At 62.3% G+C, this 16,240-nt stretch carries 17 protein-coding genes; 5 read left to right on the top strand and 12 right to left on the bottom strand.

What is annotated here, in order from left to right:
* Positions 1-4: 4 nt before the first annotated feature.
* From C5J22_RS08060 to puuD, 5 genes are all read right to left on the bottom strand, one after another.
* Positions 5-1,150, bottom strand: coding sequence for an alpha-hydroxy acid oxidase (locus C5J22_RS08060; RefSeq protein WP_105437837.1), 1,146 nt, complete (start codon positions 1,148-1,150; stop codon positions 5-7).
* Positions 1,151-1,321: 171 nt separating this feature from the next.
* Positions 1,322-1,735 (bottom strand): DUF1508 domain-containing protein, encoded by a 414-nt coding sequence (locus C5J22_RS31085; protein WP_172746565.1) that lies wholly within the window; start codon positions 1,733-1,735, stop codon positions 1,322-1,324.
* Positions 1,728-2,048, bottom strand: a complete 321-nt coding sequence (locus C5J22_RS08050) for a type II toxin-antitoxin system HigB family toxin (RefSeq protein WP_105437836.1) — start codon at positions 2,046-2,048, stop codon at positions 1,728-1,730. The genes C5J22_RS31085 and C5J22_RS08050 overlap by 8 nt, the downstream gene beginning before the upstream one ends.
* Before the next feature lie 13 nt (positions 2,049-2,061).
* Positions 2,062-3,381: a guanine deaminase gene (guaD, locus tag C5J22_RS08045; protein ID WP_105437835.1), complete on the bottom strand. Its 1,320-nt coding sequence runs from the start codon at positions 3,379-3,381 to the stop codon at positions 2,062-2,064.
* Positions 3,378-4,604, bottom strand: a complete 1,227-nt coding sequence (puuD, locus tag C5J22_RS08040) for a urate hydroxylase PuuD (protein ID WP_105437834.1) — start codon at positions 4,602-4,604, stop codon at positions 3,378-3,380. The genes guaD and puuD overlap by 4 nt, the downstream gene beginning before the upstream one ends.
* Before the next feature lie 305 nt (positions 4,605-4,909).
* Here puuD and C5J22_RS08035 point away from each other — a divergent pair, with 305 nt between their 5' ends.
* On the top strand, positions 4,910-5,269 hold the full coding sequence (locus C5J22_RS08035; RefSeq protein WP_105400404.1) for a hypothetical protein: 360 nt from the start codon (positions 4,910-4,912) through the stop codon (positions 5,267-5,269).
* A gap of 87 nt (positions 5,270-5,356) precedes the next feature.
* Here C5J22_RS08035 and C5J22_RS08030 read toward each other — a convergent pair whose 3' ends face one another.
* The gene (locus tag C5J22_RS08030) at positions 5,357-6,274 is read right to left on the bottom strand and encodes a LysR substrate-binding domain-containing protein (RefSeq protein ID WP_105400405.1); all 918 of its coding nucleotides are present in this window, start codon (positions 6,272-6,274) and stop codon (positions 5,357-5,359) included.
* Between the two features lie 96 nt (positions 6,275-6,370).
* Between C5J22_RS08030 and C5J22_RS08025 the strand changes: the two genes are divergently transcribed.
* Positions 6,371-6,598, top strand: a complete 228-nt coding sequence (locus tag C5J22_RS08025) for a hypothetical protein (RefSeq protein ID WP_105437833.1) — start codon at positions 6,371-6,373, stop codon at positions 6,596-6,598.
* A gap of 43 nt (positions 6,599-6,641) precedes the next feature.
* Here C5J22_RS08025 and C5J22_RS08020 read toward each other — a convergent pair whose 3' ends face one another.
* The gene (locus tag C5J22_RS08020) at positions 6,642-7,571 is read right to left on the bottom strand and encodes a LysR substrate-binding domain-containing protein (RefSeq protein WP_105437832.1); all 930 of its coding nucleotides are present in this window, start codon (positions 7,569-7,571) and stop codon (positions 6,642-6,644) included.
* Between the two features lie 110 nt (positions 7,572-7,681).
* On the opposite strand from C5J22_RS08020, the gene C5J22_RS08015 reads away from it, so the two are divergent.
* Entirely contained in the window at positions 7,682-7,915 is a 234-nt protein-coding gene (locus C5J22_RS08015; RefSeq protein ID WP_046635430.1) for a hypothetical protein, read from the top strand.
* Here C5J22_RS08015 and xdhC read toward each other — a convergent pair.
* The 5 genes from xdhC to C5J22_RS07985 all read right to left on the bottom strand — a co-directional run bounded on the left by xdhC (position 7,889) and on the right by C5J22_RS07985 (position 13,963).
* Positions 7,889-8,722 (bottom strand): xanthine dehydrogenase accessory protein XdhC, encoded by an 834-nt coding sequence (xdhC, locus tag C5J22_RS08010; RefSeq protein ID WP_105437831.1) that lies wholly within the window; start codon positions 8,720-8,722, stop codon positions 7,889-7,891. The two genes, C5J22_RS08015 and xdhC, sit on opposite strands and share 27 nt — an antisense overlap.
* Before the next feature lie 192 nt (positions 8,723-8,914).
* Positions 8,915-9,286 carry an endonuclease domain-containing protein gene (locus C5J22_RS08000; protein WP_105437829.1) on the bottom strand — a complete coding sequence of 124 codons (372 nt, stop codon included), beginning with the start codon at positions 9,284-9,286 and terminating at the stop codon, positions 8,915-8,917.
* Positions 9,287-9,296: 10 nt separating this feature from the next.
* On the bottom strand, positions 9,297-11,633 hold the full coding sequence (xdhB, locus tag C5J22_RS07995; RefSeq protein ID WP_105437828.1) for a xanthine dehydrogenase molybdopterin binding subunit: 2,337 nt from the start codon (positions 11,631-11,633) through the stop codon (positions 9,297-9,299).
* Positions 11,633-13,105 (bottom strand): xanthine dehydrogenase small subunit, encoded by a 1,473-nt coding sequence (gene xdhA / locus C5J22_RS07990; RefSeq protein ID WP_105437827.1) that lies wholly within the window; start codon positions 13,103-13,105, stop codon positions 11,633-11,635. Before xdhA ends, xdhB begins: the two co-directional genes overlap by 1 nt.
* A gap of 81 nt (positions 13,106-13,186) precedes the next feature.
* On the bottom strand, positions 13,187-13,963 hold the full coding sequence (locus C5J22_RS07985; protein ID WP_105437826.1) for a 3-hydroxybutyrate dehydrogenase: 777 nt from the start codon (positions 13,961-13,963) through the stop codon (positions 13,187-13,189).
* Positions 13,964-14,197: 234 nt separating this feature from the next.
* Here C5J22_RS07985 and C5J22_RS07980 point away from each other — a divergent pair, with 234 nt between their 5' ends.
* Together C5J22_RS07980 and glpK are read left to right on the top strand one after the other, a co-directional pair.
* Complete coding sequence (locus C5J22_RS07980) at positions 14,198-14,584, top strand: type II toxin-antitoxin system HicB family antitoxin (protein WP_046603754.1); 387 nt, start codon at positions 14,198-14,200, stop codon at positions 14,582-14,584.
* Between the two features lie 79 nt (positions 14,585-14,663).
* A complete protein-coding gene (gene glpK, locus C5J22_RS07975; RefSeq protein WP_105437824.1) occupies positions 14,664-16,157 on the top strand; it encodes a glycerol kinase GlpK in 1,494 nt (497 codons plus the stop codon).
* Positions 16,158-16,240: the final 83 nt, after the last annotated feature.

The following is a 16,240-nucleotide window of genomic DNA, read 5'->3' as shown; positions in this document are numbered from 1 at the left end:
GTCGTTAGAACGGCATGTTGGCGAGGATGTTGCGGTCGATATGCTGGATATCGCGTTTTCCGCAGAGCGCCATGGTGACGTCGAGTTCCTTGCGGATGATCTCGAGTGTCGTGGTGACGCCTTCCTTGCCCATGGCGCCGAGGCCGTAGAGGAAGGGCCGGCCGATATAGGTGCCGCGGGCGCCGAGCGCCACGGCCTTCAGCACGTCCTGGCCGGAGCGGATGCCGCCGTCCAGATGCACTTCGATCCGGTCGCCGACCGCCTCGACGATTTTCGGCAGCATGCTGATCGATGAGGGGGCACCGTCGAGCTGGCGGCCGCCGTGGTTGGAGACGATGATCGCATCTGCGCCGGTGTCGGCAGCGGCGCGCGCATCCTCTTCGTCGAGAATGCCCTTGATGATCATCTTGCCGCCCCAGAGGTCCTTGATCCAGCGGATATCATCCCAGGAAAGCCGTGGATCGAACTGTTCCGCCGTCCAGGCGCCGAGCGAGGAGAGGTCCGAAACATTGCTCGCATGGCCGACGATATTGCCGAAACCGCGGCGCTTCGTCCCGAGCATTTCGAGGCACCATCTCGGGCGCGTCACGAGTTGCAGGGCGGCGTTGAGCGTCGGCTTCGGCGGAGCTGCAAGGCCGTTGCGCAGGTCTTTGTGCCGCTGGCCGAGGATCTGCAGGTCGGCGGTGACGACGAGCGCCGAGCATTTCGCCGCCTTGGCGCGGCCGATCAGCCGTTCGACGAAGCCGCGGTCCTTCATCACGTAGAGCTGGAACCAGAAGGGTTTGGTGGTCACCGAGGCGACGTCCTCGATCGAGCAGATGCTCATGGTCGACAGCGTGAAAGGCACGCCGAATTCTTCCGCCGCCTTGGCGGCCAGCATTTCACCGTCGGCATGCTGCATGCCGGTCATGCCGGTCGGCGCCAGCGCCACGGGCATCGCCGCTTTTTCGCCGATCATCGTGGTTTCAAGCGTACGGTTGGTCATGTCGACCAGTACGCGCTGACGCAGCTTGACCTTGGAGAAGTCTTCCTCGTTCGCCCGGTAGGTCCCCTCGGTCCAGGCGCCGCTGTCGGCATAATCGAAGAACATTTTTGGCACCCGACGGCGGGCAAGTTTTTTGAGGTCTGCGATGGTCAGCGGTTTGGACATCGGTCGAATTGCTTTCGAAGGCGGGGAGACAAGACGAGCAAGGAACTAGCATAAATTTTCGGCGCTGGTCACCGAAAATGATCGGGTTTCCCGCGGTCTACGCGCGCATTCGTCGGGCAGCGGCCGGCGATATATGGAAGGCGGCACAGCTGTGCTCCATACAGCAGGCTTTTAGGCCGCCTGTTCGACGATCTTCGAGTGAGAAGCGCTCTCTTGGAGCAGCCTGATGGCATTGATCGCATCGGATTTCGTATCGAACGTCTCCGAATGAAGGATAATTTTGCCCTCTCCCGCCAAAAGGCGAAATGCAAAGCGGCCCGCTTTATCTTTGAAGACCTGAAAGACAAGCTGATTTTCGAGCGACGCTGCCAAAGCTTCCTGCTGCTCCTTTTCGAAAGCTGCCAGTGCTTCGGGACCGGGAGCATCCATCGGAAAATGCTCCTTTTCATACGCGTCAATCAACGTCGCGAGAATATCGAGCTGGTCGCCCTCCGGCGTCCCGCTTGCTGCTCCCCAGAGCTGGGAGAGGGTTCGCAGAGCGCCTTCGTAGTCCTCTTTTGAACGGATGGGCCGGATCTCATTCATATTCCACCTTTGCCGCGTCGATGTGATCGTATTCCTTGTGTGTGCCGATCCATTTTATCCAGATAATCGACTTGTCGAAATCGATTGCGACCACCAGTCTATAGTCGTTTCCCTTGATATTGAAAATGATGCGCTCGGCATTGACGATGCTCGCCGTGGCGAAAGTTTGCCGAACGTCGGCAGAATTCCTCCATTGAGCCTTGCTGGCACGATCATGCCAGACGTCAATCGCGTCCTTGACAGCAGGATGATCCCGCCGACCTGCAAGGCTCTCCACAAATCTAGTTAGAGTCCGGCGGGCAATGATCCTCACGGCAGAGACGGTCTCATATCACACCTACCAGCTCGCCCTTCATCGCCTTGCCCGCCACATAGGTCTCGACCACGGCGCGGTCGTCGCCCATGGTCTGCAGCAGAAACAGTTCCTCGGCCAGCGTCTTCACCGTTTCCATCCGCAGCCGCATGGCCGGCGTCGAGGCGCCGTTCAGCACCACGAGGTCGGCATCGGTGCCGGGCTCCAGCGTGCCGATATGTGCCGCCATCGACAGCGCCTCGGCATTGCCCCTTGTCATCAGGTAGAAGCTTTCGAGCGGGTTCAGACGCTCGCCGAGGAGCTGCTGGATCTTGTAGGCCTCGTCCATGGTGCGCAGCATCGAATAGCTCGAACCGCCGCCGATGTCGGTCGCGACCGCCACCCTGACCGGCTTTTGCCGCCGCATCAGCGATTTCATCGGGAACAGGCCGGAGCCGAGGAAGAGGTTGGAGGTCGGGCAGTGGACGGCGACGGCGCCGGCCTCGGACAACACGTCGGCTTCGCGGTCGGAGAGATGGATCGCGTGGCCGAGCAGGGTCTTGGGCCCGAGAAGGCCGTAATGGGCGTAGATGTCGGTATAGTCCCTGGCGTCCGGATAGAGTTCGCCCGTGTAGCGGATCTCTTCGTGGTTTTCGGAGAGATGCGTCTGGATATGCAGGTCTGGAAACTCCTGCGCCAGCGCCTGGGCGGCCTTCATCTGGGCGGGCGTCGAAGTGATCGCGAAGCGCGGGGTGATGGCGACGTGGCAGCGGCCCTTGCCATGCCAGTCGGCGATCACGGCTCTCGTTTCGTCATAACCCATCTGCGGCGTGTCGAGCAGGCCCTGCGGCGCGTTGCGGTCCATCATCACCTTGCCGCCGACCACGCACATGCCGCGCTTCAGCGCTTCGGCAAAGAAGGCGTCGGCCGAGGTCTTGTGAACGGAGCAATAAGCGACCGCCGTCGTGGTGCCGTGGCGCAGCAACTCGTCATAGAAATGCGTGGCGATGCGCGCCGCGTGCTCGCTTTCGACGAACCGGCATTCCTCCGGAAAGGTGTAGGTGTTCAGCCACTCGAGCAGGTTGGCGGCATAGGAGGCGATCACCTGCATCTGCGGAAAATGCAGGTGCATGTCGATGAAGCCGGGCAGGATCAGATGCGGCCGGTGGTCGATCTCCTCGACGCCCTCGGGCGCGATCGCCTTGACCGTTCCGTAGCTGCCGGCAACCGAAATCTTGTCCCCGTCGATCAGCAGCGCGCCATCGCTCTCATAGGCGTAACTGTCCGTGTCGGTCAGGGAGTGCGGAGCGCGCTTGAAGGAAAGCAGCCGTCCGCGGATCAGCATCTGGGTCATCGGGATATCGTGCTTTCGTACCAGGCCACCAGCAGCCGGCGTTCTTCCGGCGAGATGGCGGTGACATTGCCGGGCGGCATTGCCTGACTGCGGCCCGCCTGGAGATAGATCTCCCGCGCGTGGGCGGCAATCTCCGCGTCCGTTTCCAGCTTGACGGATTTAGGGGTGAAACGGACACCCTCATAAACAGGTTCCGCCGCATGGCACATGGAACAGCGCGCCTGCACCACGTCCCTTGCTGCGCCGAAATGGGCGTTGGCGGCGAATTGTTGGGCGATCGGGGTCATCGAGGTCTCGGTCTCGCCGGTCAGCACCTTCGGAACGGTCGAGAGCCACATGATGACGATGAAGAGCAGCACCGTCACCAGCCAGGTCCAGGTCGGCTTGCCCTTGCGGGCATGGGTGGTGTTGAACCAGTGCCTTATCGTCACGCCCATCAGGAAGACCAGGGCGGCGATCACCCAGTTGAAATGGGTCGCGAACGCCAGCGGATAGTGGTTCGACAGCATGAAGAAGATGACGGGCAGCGTCAGGTAGTTGTTGTGTAGCGAGCGCTGCTTGGCGATGGCGCCGTATTTCGGGTCCGGCGTGCGCCCCGCGATCAGGTCGGCGACGACGATCTTCTGGTTGGGAATGATGATGAAGAAGACGTTGGCCGACATGATCGTCGCGGTAAACGCACCGAGATGCAGGAAGGCGGCGCGGCCGGAGAATACCTGCGTATACCCCCAGGCCATGACGATCAGCACCAGGAAGAGCAGGCCCATCAGCCCCCAGGTATTCTTGCCAAGCGGTGACTTGCAGAGCAGGTCGTAGATGATCCACCCGACAGACAGCGATGCGAGCGACAGGCCGATCGCCTGCCATGGCGCGAGATCCATCACGGTGCGGTCGATCAGGAACAGGTCGGCGCCGCCGTAATAGACGATGCAGAGCATCAGGAAGCCGGAAATCCAGGTGAAATAGCTCTCGTATTTGAACCAGGTCAGGTGCTCGGGCATCTGGGCCGGCGCCACCAGGTATTTTTGGACGTGGTAGAAGCCGCCGCCATGCACCTGCCATTCCTCGCCATAGACGCCGGCGGGCATGTTCGGGCGCTTCGTCAGCCCCAGATCGAGCGCGATGAAATAGAACGACGAGCCGATCCAGGCGATCGCCGTGATGACGTGGAACCAGCGGGCGGCGAAACTCAGCCATTCCCAGGCGACGGCATATTCATACATTCAGACTTCCCCTTTTTGCCCCCCGACTCGTCACTTTGGGGAAAAAAACCGGCCAAGGGAAGAGGGCGCTGCCGGGAACACTTTTTGTTCCGCAACGGAACCGGGGCCGGCAGCTTCGAGTTCCTTTCGCGCGATCCCCATGATTGGCAATAGTAGAGTGTTCTTAATTGTGCATCGCGATAAGTAAGGGTTAATTGGTCAGATCGACTCACGTATTGTGACAGTTGCAAGTCAGCCGGCGAAAGCTTGGTAATGCGTGCGGTTCGAGCCGGTGATGGGGGCATTCATCAACGGAGACTAAGCTCATGCGTGGTATTCTGACAGGTGTGATGATTGCGTACGCGTCCTGCATCCAGATCGGTTCGGCCAGTGCCCACGAGGCACACAGCGCGACCGGCGTGACCTGGAAATATGACGGCTTCTGTTGCAATGGCGACAACCATACCGGCGATTGCCAGATGATCTCGACCAAGAACGTCAAGATCATCGACGGCGGCTACGAGATCATTTTGGGTCCGGGCGATCATCGGCTGATCACCCGCCCGCATGATTTCAAGCTGCCGCAGAGCCAGGCGAGGAGAAGCCAAGACGAGGAATATCATCTCTGCCTCTATCCGACCGAAGATACGCTGCGCTGCTTCTACGCGCCGGATATGAGCTATTAGAGGCCGTCAGCGGCCAGAAGTAACATGTCCAGCCGGTTTTCCGTCCAGCAAAGCGGCGGATAGAAAACCGACTGCAGGGTCCCGACCCTAGTCCCGGAATGTCGGCATGGTTTTCCGCATGAAGTCGCGGAAGGCGCGGATTTTCTTGGAGTTCCTACGGGCTTCCGGGTAGACGAGCCAATAGTCGCTGCCGTCATAGCCGAGAATGTCGAAAGGCTGAACCAGCCGCCCGAGGGCGATATCGTCGGCATAAAATTCCGGCTGCAGGATCCCGACACCTTGGCCGGCGATCGCGGCGGCGGCCTCGAAGGCCTGCGCCCCGTACCTGCTCACCGGCCGGCCGGTGAGATCGACATCCGGCAGGCCGGCTGCGGCAAACCAGGAAGGCCACCATGGATCGCCCGGATCGATGATCCTGAGCTTCAGGATGTCTTCCGGCGTCTTCACACCCCCGATCGTGGCGGCGAAATCCGGGCTCAGCATCGGCGTGAAATGATTGCGCATCAGAAAATGCCCGCGCAGGCCCGGCCATTCGCCCTTGCCGCTGCGGATCGCGATATCCGCCTGCGCCCGCGAAAAATCGATCATCTCCTGCGATGTCTCCAGCCTGACGGCAATGCCCGGATTTTCGAGCTGGAAGGTGCCCAGATGGCGCGCCAGCCAGCGCGAGGCGAAGGTCGCCGTCGAATGGATGATCAGCGTGCCCTCCGATGCATCGTGCAGGGTGGAGAGCGCATCGCCCATGATCGCGAAAGCCTCGGTGATCCTCGGCGCCAGCCGCTCCCCTGCTTCCGTCAGCGAGACCTGCCGCGGCCGGCGCAGGAAAAGCTGTTCACTGAGCGTGTCCTCCAGAAGCTTGATCTGGTAGCTCACCGCCGTCTGGGTGAGCCCGAGTTCCTCGCCGGCCCGGGTGAAACTCATCAAGCGGGCGGCAGCTTCGAACACCCGAAGCGCATTCAGCGGAAACTGTTTCGACATCTTCATAGATAAGGTCTCTTGATCCATGCAGACGGTAATTCGATTGGATTACCGAGATTTTCCGGCGCAAATTACCTCCATATCGATCAAATGAAAACGGGGTATCCCCGTTGGAGGCAAGAGATGTTTTCCATCCTCACCTGGCCGTTCGAGCAGTTCATGCCGAAGCTCGGCATAGCCGCCGCGATCGGCCGCCGTCTGGCTGTCCGCCGCAACACCCTCGATCTGGAAGAAATGCCGCAATCCTGGCAACGGGACCTCGGCCTGCTCGATGGCCGCGACAAGCGCGACCCCCGGGACGAAGGCGCCTTCCGTGCAGCGAGGCTTCTCTATTCGCATCGGAACCTTTGAAGTGCGCAGCGGATGGCGGGCAGGTCTGCTTGACGGGCTGCCCCTATTGAGCGGCCGCCTCGCTGCGATTGGTGCCTATGGTCGCAAGGTCATCGGCAAGGGCCGACTGGATCCAGGTCGCAAAGGCCGTGATCTTCGCGGCATTTCGCGGCGCCCGCGCGTAACACAGCCAATAGGTCTTGCCGTCGCCGACGCAGAGGTCGAAAGGCTGGAGGAGACGGCCGGATGCCAGATCTTCCCGGAATAGGAACGGGCTCAGCATTGCCACGCCATGGCCGGACATGGCGGCCCTTGCCTCCAGGTCGAGCGCGCCGAGAGCGTTCAGGCTCGTGTGCCTGATCTGCTTCGAGTCGATTTGAGTGGCCTCAAACCATTCGTGCCACCAGTCACGGGTGTCGGTGATCCAGGGCAGTTTCAAAAGATCGGAAGGCTGCCGTATGCCACCCACGCTTTCCGCCAGTTGCGGAGACAGCATGGGCGCATAGTTGAGCCGAAAGAGAGGATGGCTGATCAACCCGTCGGATGGCCGGGCGCTGATACAGATCGTGACATCGGCCGAGCCATGGTGGTCGATGTTATCCAGCTGGCGCAGCAGGCGGACCTCGATTTGCGGGTGCAGGGCCTTGAAAATGTGGAGATGCGGCGACAGCCATTGCGCGGCAAACGATGGGGGCGAGTGGATTTCCAGCGTTTCCTCGATGCCGTGCCGCGTCGATTGGACCGCCTCGGTCAGCAGCGTGAAAGCCTCCGCCACCTTCGGAAGCAGCTTTTCACCCGTTTCGGTGAGTTTCAGCGCCCGTGGGCGGCGCAGGAAAACGGTGTCGCCGAGAAATTCCTCCAAGAGCTTGATCTGGTAGGTCACCGCCGTCTGGGTCATGCCGAGTTCTTCCGCGGCACGGGTGAAATTTTCCAGGCGCGCGACGGCCTCGAAGACCCGAAGTGCATTCAGCGGAAACCGGCGTGACAATTTCATCGATAAGTTCTCTTGATCGCGACCGACTGTATTTGAATTGGAATTCTCCGGCAATCGGCTCCATTGATGGTTGCAACCAAATAATCCTTTCCTGTCGATGTGGAGCAACCATGCTGTCCGCGGACGCCTATCCGTTGCCTTTGAAATCCTCCCGCCCGGTGTCCGCCTGGCGGCAGCTCGGCCGGTTTTTCCGCAGGCTCCTGCAGCCCGCGGGTCCAAGCATCCCGGCACTGCCGGACGAGCTGCGCGGCGATGTCGCGCTCCCGGAAGCCGGGCCGCAAAGCCGCGAGGCTGCATTCTGGGACGGGAAACGGCGCTCAGGTGGTCGGGATCTGCCGCTTTGAGGTCTGCGCCTGCCGCGTGGCGTAGGTTTGAAGCAGTTCGGCGGCGACGAGCGCTGCGATCACGGCCGGGCGCTTGTCCCTGACCGTCGTGCCGCCGATCGGCAGCACGAGACGGGGCAGCATGTCATCGCCGCCGCCCTCGCGCCTCAGCCAGTTGGCGAAGGTGGCGCGTTTGGTCCGCGAGCCGATCATGCCGACATAGGCAAGGTCGGTGCGTGCCAGTGCCTTTTGGGCAATCAGGAAATCCAGCGCATGGTCGTGGGTGAGGATGATCGCCGCGCCGCCGGCGGGGATCTTTTCGACAAAGGCTTCCGGCATCGCGGTCAGGTGTTTTTCCGTTTCGGCCGGCAGGTCGTCCAGCGCTTCGGCGCGGGTCTCTATGACGGTCACCGCGAAGGGCAGGGGGGCCAGCGCCCTTGCGAGCGCCTGGCCGACATGACCCGATCCGAACAGGGTCACCGCCGGCCGGTCGTCCGCCTCGTCGCGCAGGCGCCTTTCCAGCGCCTCTGCCAGCTCCGGCGTCAACGGCTGGAAGGCAAGCCGGGTATGGCCGCCGCAGCACTGGCCGATCTCCGGCCCGAGCGGAATGTCCATCACCGCCTCGCCACCGCCCGACAGCATCGCCCGGGCGTTGTCGATCGCCATATATTCAAACTGCCCCCCGCCGATCGTCCCCCAGATGGCGGTCTCCGCGACCAGCATGAACGTGCCGGCCTCGCGGGGCGTGGAGCCCTTCGCCTCGTGGATTTCGACGAGGATTGTGTGTGGGTGGGTGGTGATGAAGGCGGGGAAGGTGAGGTCGCGCACTAGGCACCCCCCTCTGCCCTGCCGGGCATCTCCCCCTCAAGGGGGGAGATCGGCAAGACGTGGTGTCTTGCCCGGTCCTCAGCCTCATCTGTGACGTGAGCCCGCCGCACCGAGAGGGAGTGGGGCCTAGCCACATCCGATCTCCCCCCTTGAGGGGGAGATGCCCAGCAGGGCAGAGGGGGGTAGCAACATCTACTCAAAGCGCTCGATCCCGATAATTCGCAGGAGATGCATGCACGCGTCGTCGATATGGCCGTACACCTCGTCATTGGTGAATCTTATCACCCGCCAGCCAAGCGAGGCCAGTTTCTCATCTCGCGCGGCGTCCCGGCCGATATTCTGATCGAATGAATGGCTCACACCGTCAATTTCGATGACCAACTTATGCTCCGGGCAGGCAAAATCCACGATGTAGCCGGCGATCGGCATCTGCCGCCGGAAGCCAATTCCCATGAGGCGATGAGCGCGGACCGCGTTCCAGAATTTCAGCTCCGCTTCGGTCAGCGCCCGGCGCATGTTCCTGGCGTTTTTCCGATTGGCGTCGCGGACATGGAAATGCGGCATGCGCGCTCCATCACATCGCCTTCAGCCGTTCCACCGCCATCAGCACCCGTTCCGGCGTTGCCGGCGCGTCGAGTCTCGGGCAGGCGGAATAATCAGCCACGCTTGCCACCGCCATCGACAAGGCCTCCAGCACCGAGATCGCCAGCATGAACGGCGGTTCGCCGACGGCCTTGGAGCGGCCGATGGTCGGCTCGGCGTTTTCGGCCCATTCGGCGAGCTGCACGTTAAAAATCTTCGGCCGGTCGGAGGCGAGCGGGATCTTGTAGGTGGAGGGCGCGTGGGTGCGCAGGCGGCCCTTGTCGTCCCACCACAGTTCCTCGGTGGTCAGCCAGCCCATCCCTTGCACGAACGCGCCTTCAACTTGGCCGATATCGATCGCCGGATTGAGCGACTTGCCGACGTCGTGGAGGATGTCGGTGCGCTCGACCATGTATTCGCCGGTCAGCGTGTCGATCGAGACTTCCGAGACCGCGGCGCCATAGGCGAAGTAGTAGAACGGCCGGCCGCGGCCCGCCTTGCGGTCCCAGTGGATGCGCGGCGTCTTGTAGAAGCCGGCGGCGGAGAGTTGCACGCGGTCGTAATAGGCGGCGCGGATGAACGTGTCGAAGGGCACGATCTCGCCGCCGATCCGCAGGCGGTTCGGCAGGAACTCGACCTTGTCGCGGCCGACCTTCCATTGGCGCATGGCAAAATCGATCAGCCGTTCCTTGATCTGGCGGGCGGCGTCATAGGCGGCCATGCCGTTGAGGTCGGTGCCGGAGGAGGCGGCGGTGGCGGAGGTGTTGGGCACCTTGCCGGTGGTCGTCGCGGTGATCTTCACCCGGTCGATATCGACCTGGAACGTATCGGCGACCACCTGCGCCACCTTGGTATAGAGGCCCTGGCCCATTTCGGTGCCGCCGTGGTTCAGGTGGATCGAACCGTCATTGTAGATATGCACCAGCGCGCCCGCCTGATTATAGGCGGTCATGGTGAACGAGATGCCGAACTTCACCGGCGTCAGCGCGATGCCCTTGCGGATCACCGGGCTGTGCGAGTTGAACTCCAGGATCGCCTGCCGGCGGGCCTGGTATTCGGACGAGGTTTCCAGCTCGTCGACAACCCTCGCGATGATGTTGTCCTCGACGTCCTGGTGGTAGGGCGTCATCGTCCGGTCCGAACCGCGCTGGCCATAGAAGTTCAGCTTGCGGATCTCGAGCGGGTCCTTGCCGACCGCATAGGCGATCTCCTCGATGATCCGTTCGCCGCCGAGCATGCCCTGCGGCCCGCCGAAACCGCGGAAGGCGGTATTGGAGACCGTATGGGTCTTCAGCGGCTGCGAGGTCAGGCGCACATGCGGGTAGAAATAGCTGGAATCGGCATGGAAGAGGGCTCGGTCGGTGACCGGGCCGGAGAGGTCGGCGGAAAAACCGCAGCGCGCCGCATAGATCGCGTCGACCGCATGAATGCGGCCTTCCTCGTCGAAGGCGACGTCGTAATCGACGCGGAAATCGTGCCGCTTGCCGGTGATCGACATGTCCTCGTCGCGGTCGGGGCGGAATTTCACAGCCCGCCTCAGCTTCTTGGCGGCGACCGCCGCAAGTGCCGCGAACTGGTTGCCCTGCGTTTCCTTGCCGCCGAAACCGCCGCCCATGCGGCGGGTCTGGACCGTCACCGCATTGTTGGCGACGCCCAGCACGTGCGCCACCATGTGCTGCACTTCGCTCGGATGCTGGGTGGAGGACCAGACGATCACCTCGTCGTCCTCGCCGGGGATGGCGAGCGCGATATGGCTTTCCAGGTAAAAATGCTCCTGGCCGCCGATATACATGTGGTTCTGGACCCGCAGGGGCGCGTTCTCGATCTCGGTTTCCGGCTCGCCGCGCTTCAGCGTCATCGGTTCGACGACATAAGGCGCGTCGTTTTCGCGGGCGCTGTCGATATCGGTCCAGTGCGGCAGGTCGCGATATTCGATCTTTGCGAGCTTTGCGGCACGGCGGGCCTGGTCGCGGGTCTCGGCGATGACGGCGAAGATGATCTGGCCATGGAACTGGACGTTGGTGGTGGCAAGCAGCGGCTCGTCGTGCTGGCCGGTCGAGGCGACGTCGTTGAAGCCCGGAATGTCCTCCGCGGTGATCACCCAGACGATGCCGGGTGCGCTCTTCACCGCCGAAAGATCGATCGAGACGATTTCCGCATGCGCCCGGTCGGCAAGCCCGAGGCCGCCGTGCAGGGTACCTGAGGGTTCCGGAATATCGTCGATATATTCGGCGGTTCCGGTGACGTGCTTATGTGCTGAATCATGTTTCAGCGACACGTGCATGCGGCCGTTGACGGTGGGTTTGGTATCGAACGTGGTCTTGTCCATCACGCCTCCTCCAGCTCGAACCGGCGAAGTTCCGCAGGCGCTCCGGCGGTTTCGAGGAAAAAGCGGGTGAGCAGGTTGCGGGCGGTGAGGCTGCGGTATTCCGCGCTCGCCCGCCAGTCGGTAAGGGGTTGGTAGTCCTGCTCGAACGCGTCGCGCACGGCCGAGACGGCACCCCAGCTCCAGACCTCGCCGAGGAGCGCGTCCTCGACGTGTTTCGCCCGTTTCGGGGTCGCCGCCATGCCGCCGAAGGCGATGCGGATGGTCTCGACCTTGCCGTCGGCATCGAGCACGAGATGGAAGGCGCCACAGAGCGCCGAGATGTCCTCGTCGCGGCGTTTGGAGATCTTGTAGACGGCGAAATGGCTGCCCTCGGCCGGACGTGGCACGAAAACCTTCTCGACGAATTCGGTCGGCAGCCGGTCCTGCTTGCCGTAGCTCAGGAAATAGTCCTCGAGCGCGATGGTGCGGCGGCCGGAATGGGAGCGCAGCGTCAGGTCGGCCCCGAGCGCGATCAGAGGCGGCGGAGTGTCGCCGATCGGCGAACCGTTGGCTATATTGCCACCGATCGTTCCCATGTTGCGCACTTGGCAACCGCCGATCCGATCGATCAGCCGGCCGAAGGCGGGGATCTCGTCGGAAAGCACGTCGAAGGCCTGGGTATAGCTGACGCCGGCGCCGATGGTGATGCCGGTCTCGTCCGCCGTGATCGACTGCAGCTCGGTCAGGTGGTTGATGAAGATCACCGGGTTGAGGAGCCGCATCTGCTTGGTGACCCACAGGCCGACATCGGTCGCCCCGGCGACGATCGTCGCCTCGGGTTCGTCGGCAAGGATATCGGCAAAGGCGGCGACGGAGGCCGGCACGATCGAGCGGGCGCCGTCCTTGGTGATGATGGTCGTGTCGTTGCCCGAATGGATGCCCCAGAGTTTCGCCATGATCTGGATGCGGTCGCGCTCCAGCGGATCGAAGAGCGAGCTCGGCCGGTTGACGGAGATATGCTCGGCCGCCTTGACGATCGGCTCATAGCCGGTGCAGCGACAGAGATTGCCCTGCAGCGCGCTTTCGATATCGGCGCGCGTCGGCGTGCCGTTCGAGAGCCACAGGCCATAGAGCGACATCACGAAGCCGGGGGTGCAGAAGCCGCATTGCGAGCCGTGGAAATCGACCATCGCCTGCTGCACAGGATGCAGCGCGCCGTCGCGGCCGGCCAGGTGCTCGACGGTCACCACATGGGTGCCGTGCAGGGAGCCTAAGAACCGGATGCAGGCGTTGACGCTTTCGTAGCGCAGGCCGTGTTCCGTCAACCGCCCGATCAGCACCGTGCAGGCGCCGCAGTCGCCTTCCGCACAGCCTTCCTTGGTACCCGTCAGCCGCCGCCTCAGGCGAAGATAATCGAGAAGGGTTTCCGTCGGACCGAAATCTCCAAGGGTGACCTCTTCTCCATTCACGATGAAGCGGATGGCTTCGCTCATTTCTCTCCTTCGTCCGCCGTTGCCGGCTTTTGTGTTCCGTTACTGGCCCATCCCGTCATTGGCCAGTTACTGCCTTGTCAATTACTGGGCGGTCCAGCCGCCGTCGATCGAGATATGCGTGCCGGTAATGCTCCTCGCCGCATCGCTGGCGAGATAGATTGCGGCCTGCGCGACCTCTTCGATCGCCACGAATTCCTTGGTCGCCTGCAGTTTCAGCATTACCTCGGTCTTCACCTGTTCCTCGGTGATGCCGCGCTCGCGGGCGGTATCGGGGATCTGCTTCTCGACCAGCGGGGTCAGCACGTAGCCCGGGCATATCGCATTCACGGTAATCCCGAATTCCGCAAGTTCCAAGGCCGCCGTTTTGGTTAGTCCTAAAATACCATGTTTGGCAGCCACATAGGCGGATTTGAACGGCGAGGCGACCAGTGCATGGGCGGACGCCACGTTGATGATGCGGCCTTTACCCGCCGTCTTCATCAGCGGGATCGTATGGCGCATGGTGTGGAAGGCCGATGTCAGCAGGATGGCGATCAGCTGGTCCCACTTTTCCGGCGGGAATTCCTCGATCTTCGCCACGTGCTGAATGCCGGCATTGTTGACCAGCACGTCGACCGTGCCGAAGGCCTTGGCGGCGGTGGCGATGAGGTCCTCGATCTCGGCGGGCCTGGTCATGTCGGCGCCATGATAAAGAACCGTGCCGGTCCCCAGCGCATCGAGTTCGCGGCGGGCCGCCTCGATCGCATCGGCCGGCCCGAAACCGTTGATGACGACATTGGCGCCCTCGGCTGCAAACGCTTTCGCAACACCGAGCCCGATGCCGCTCGTGGAGCCGGTGACGACGACGGTTCTGCTCATGCCCAAATCTCCCTGCGATCCAGCCTTCCTGGGCGGCGTTCTTGTGCGCCGCAATGATCACGGCAGGTTATGCGCAAATTCCGCGGGATGGCAATTCCTCTCTTTACTTGCCTTTTAATTGGATTGTGCATATATATGCACGTCATGAGAGGCGTGCCTACCCAAGGGGCACCGATGGTCGCGCGCTCGATCGCAGGAAGGCCGGATGGCCGGATTGATGTGAGAGGAAATCCTATGGACCGCTACCCCGCCCTGATCGATGGAGAAGCTGGCGCCTATGGTGTCACGTTTCCGGATATCGATGGCATCGTGGCCATGGGCGAGACCTTGGACGAGGCGATGCTCAATGCCGAGGAGGCGCTGCGCGACTACGCAATCGAGACCGAAAAGGACAAGGTTGCCTTGGTCCAACCAAGCGCGCCGGAAGAAGTCGAGGTTCCGGAAGGATGCACGCTGATCAGCGTGCCCTTGATACGGCTCAGTGGCCGGGCGGTGCGCGCGAACATGATGCTGGACGAGGATGTTCTCGCTTTTATCGACCAGGAGGCGCGCCGCCGCTCGATGACGCGCACATCCTATGTCGCCTGGATGACCCGGCGTATCGCCCAGATGGGGGGGTGACTCTCCATTTCCGTTTGACACTCCTTCGTTCCTTCTGCTCAAACCGTCCGGGCGCATTGCATGGACTGGGAGGAGCGGCATGGCGGGTTATGTTCTGGCGATCGATCAAGGGACGACTTCGACGCGGGCGATCGTGTTCGACGGCGACATGCGGATCGCCGGCATCGGCCAGAAGGAATTCACCCAGATCTTCCCGAAATCCGGCTGGGTCGAGCATGATCCGGAAGAGATCTGGGAGACCGTGCTCTGGGCGATCAAGCAGGCTTTGAAGGAAGCCAAGCTCGAGGCGTCCGAGATTGCCGCAATCGGCATCACCAATCAGCGCGAGACGGTCGTCGTCTGGGAACGCGACAGCGGCAAGCCGATCCACAACGCCATCGTCTGGCAGGACCGCCGCACCGCCAGCTATTGCGAAAAGCTGAAGCGCCAGGACCTCGAGAAACTGTTCACCCGCCGCACCGGCCTGCTGCTCGATCCCTATTTTTCCGGCACCAAGCTGTCCTGGATGCTCGCCAACGTGAAGGGCGCGCGGGCAAGGGCGGCCAAGGGCGAACTCTGCTTCGGCACGATCGACACCTTCCTGATCTGGCGCCTGACCGGTGGAAAAAGCTTCGTCACCGACGCGACCAATGCCTCGCGCACCCTCATCTACAACATTGCCGATAACCGCTGGGATGAGGATCTTCTCGAAATCCTGCGCATTCCCGCCGCCATGCTGCCGGAGGTCAAGGACTGCGCCGACGAATTCGGCATCACCGACGAAAGCCTGTTCGGCGCGGCTATCCCGATCCTCGGCGTTGCCGGCGACCAGCAGGCGGCGGTCATCGGCCAGGCCTGTTTCGAACCGGGCATGATGAAGTCCACCTACGGCACCGGCTGCTTTGCAGTGCTGAATACCGGTGCCGACATGGTCCGCTCCAAGAACCGGCTGCTCACCACCATCGCCTATCGCCTGAACGGCGAGACGACCTATGCGCTGGAGGGCTCGATCTTCATCGCCGGCGCCGCCGTGCAATGGCTGCGCGACGGGCTTGGCATCATCGAAAGGGCTTCCCAAACCGGCGAGTTGGCGGAGCAAGCCGATCCTCAGCAGGAGGTCTACCTGGTGCCCGCTTTCACAGGGCTTGGCGCACCCTACTGGGATGCGGAGGCACGCGGCGCCATGTTCGGCCTGACGCGTGCGACCGGGCCTGCGGAAATCTCCCGCGCCGCGCTGGAGGCGGTCTGCTACCAGACCCGCGACCTCTACGACGCGATGCAGAAGGACTGGCGCAATGCCAACGGCAGCACGGTGCTGCGTGTCGATGGCGGCATGGTCGCCTCCGACTGGACGATGCAGCGGCTCTCGGATCTGATCGACGCTCCCGTCGACCGGCCAACCATCCTCGAGACCACGGCGCTCGGGGCGGCCTGGCTCGCCGGCTCAAAGGCAGGCGTCTGGCCCGACCAGAAGGCGTTCGCGAAAAGCTGGGCGCGGCAGCGGCGATTCGAGCCGCAGATGGACGAAAAGACCCGCGCTTCCAAGATTCGCGGCTGGAAGGACGCTGTCAGGAGGACGCTGACAAATGCCTAAGTCCTTATTTTTAATTAACCATCTTGTTAAAATTAGATTTAAATCCGCAATGCGTCATTTTCGCACCATGTTCGTTGCCATAT

Source organism: Neorhizobium sp. T25_13 (assembly GCF_002968675.1).
GTDB classification, from domain to species: Bacteria; Pseudomonadota; Alphaproteobacteria; order Rhizobiales; family Rhizobiaceae; genus Neorhizobium; species Neorhizobium tomejilense.
This window is presented reverse-complemented; position numbering and strand designations above follow the sequence as displayed.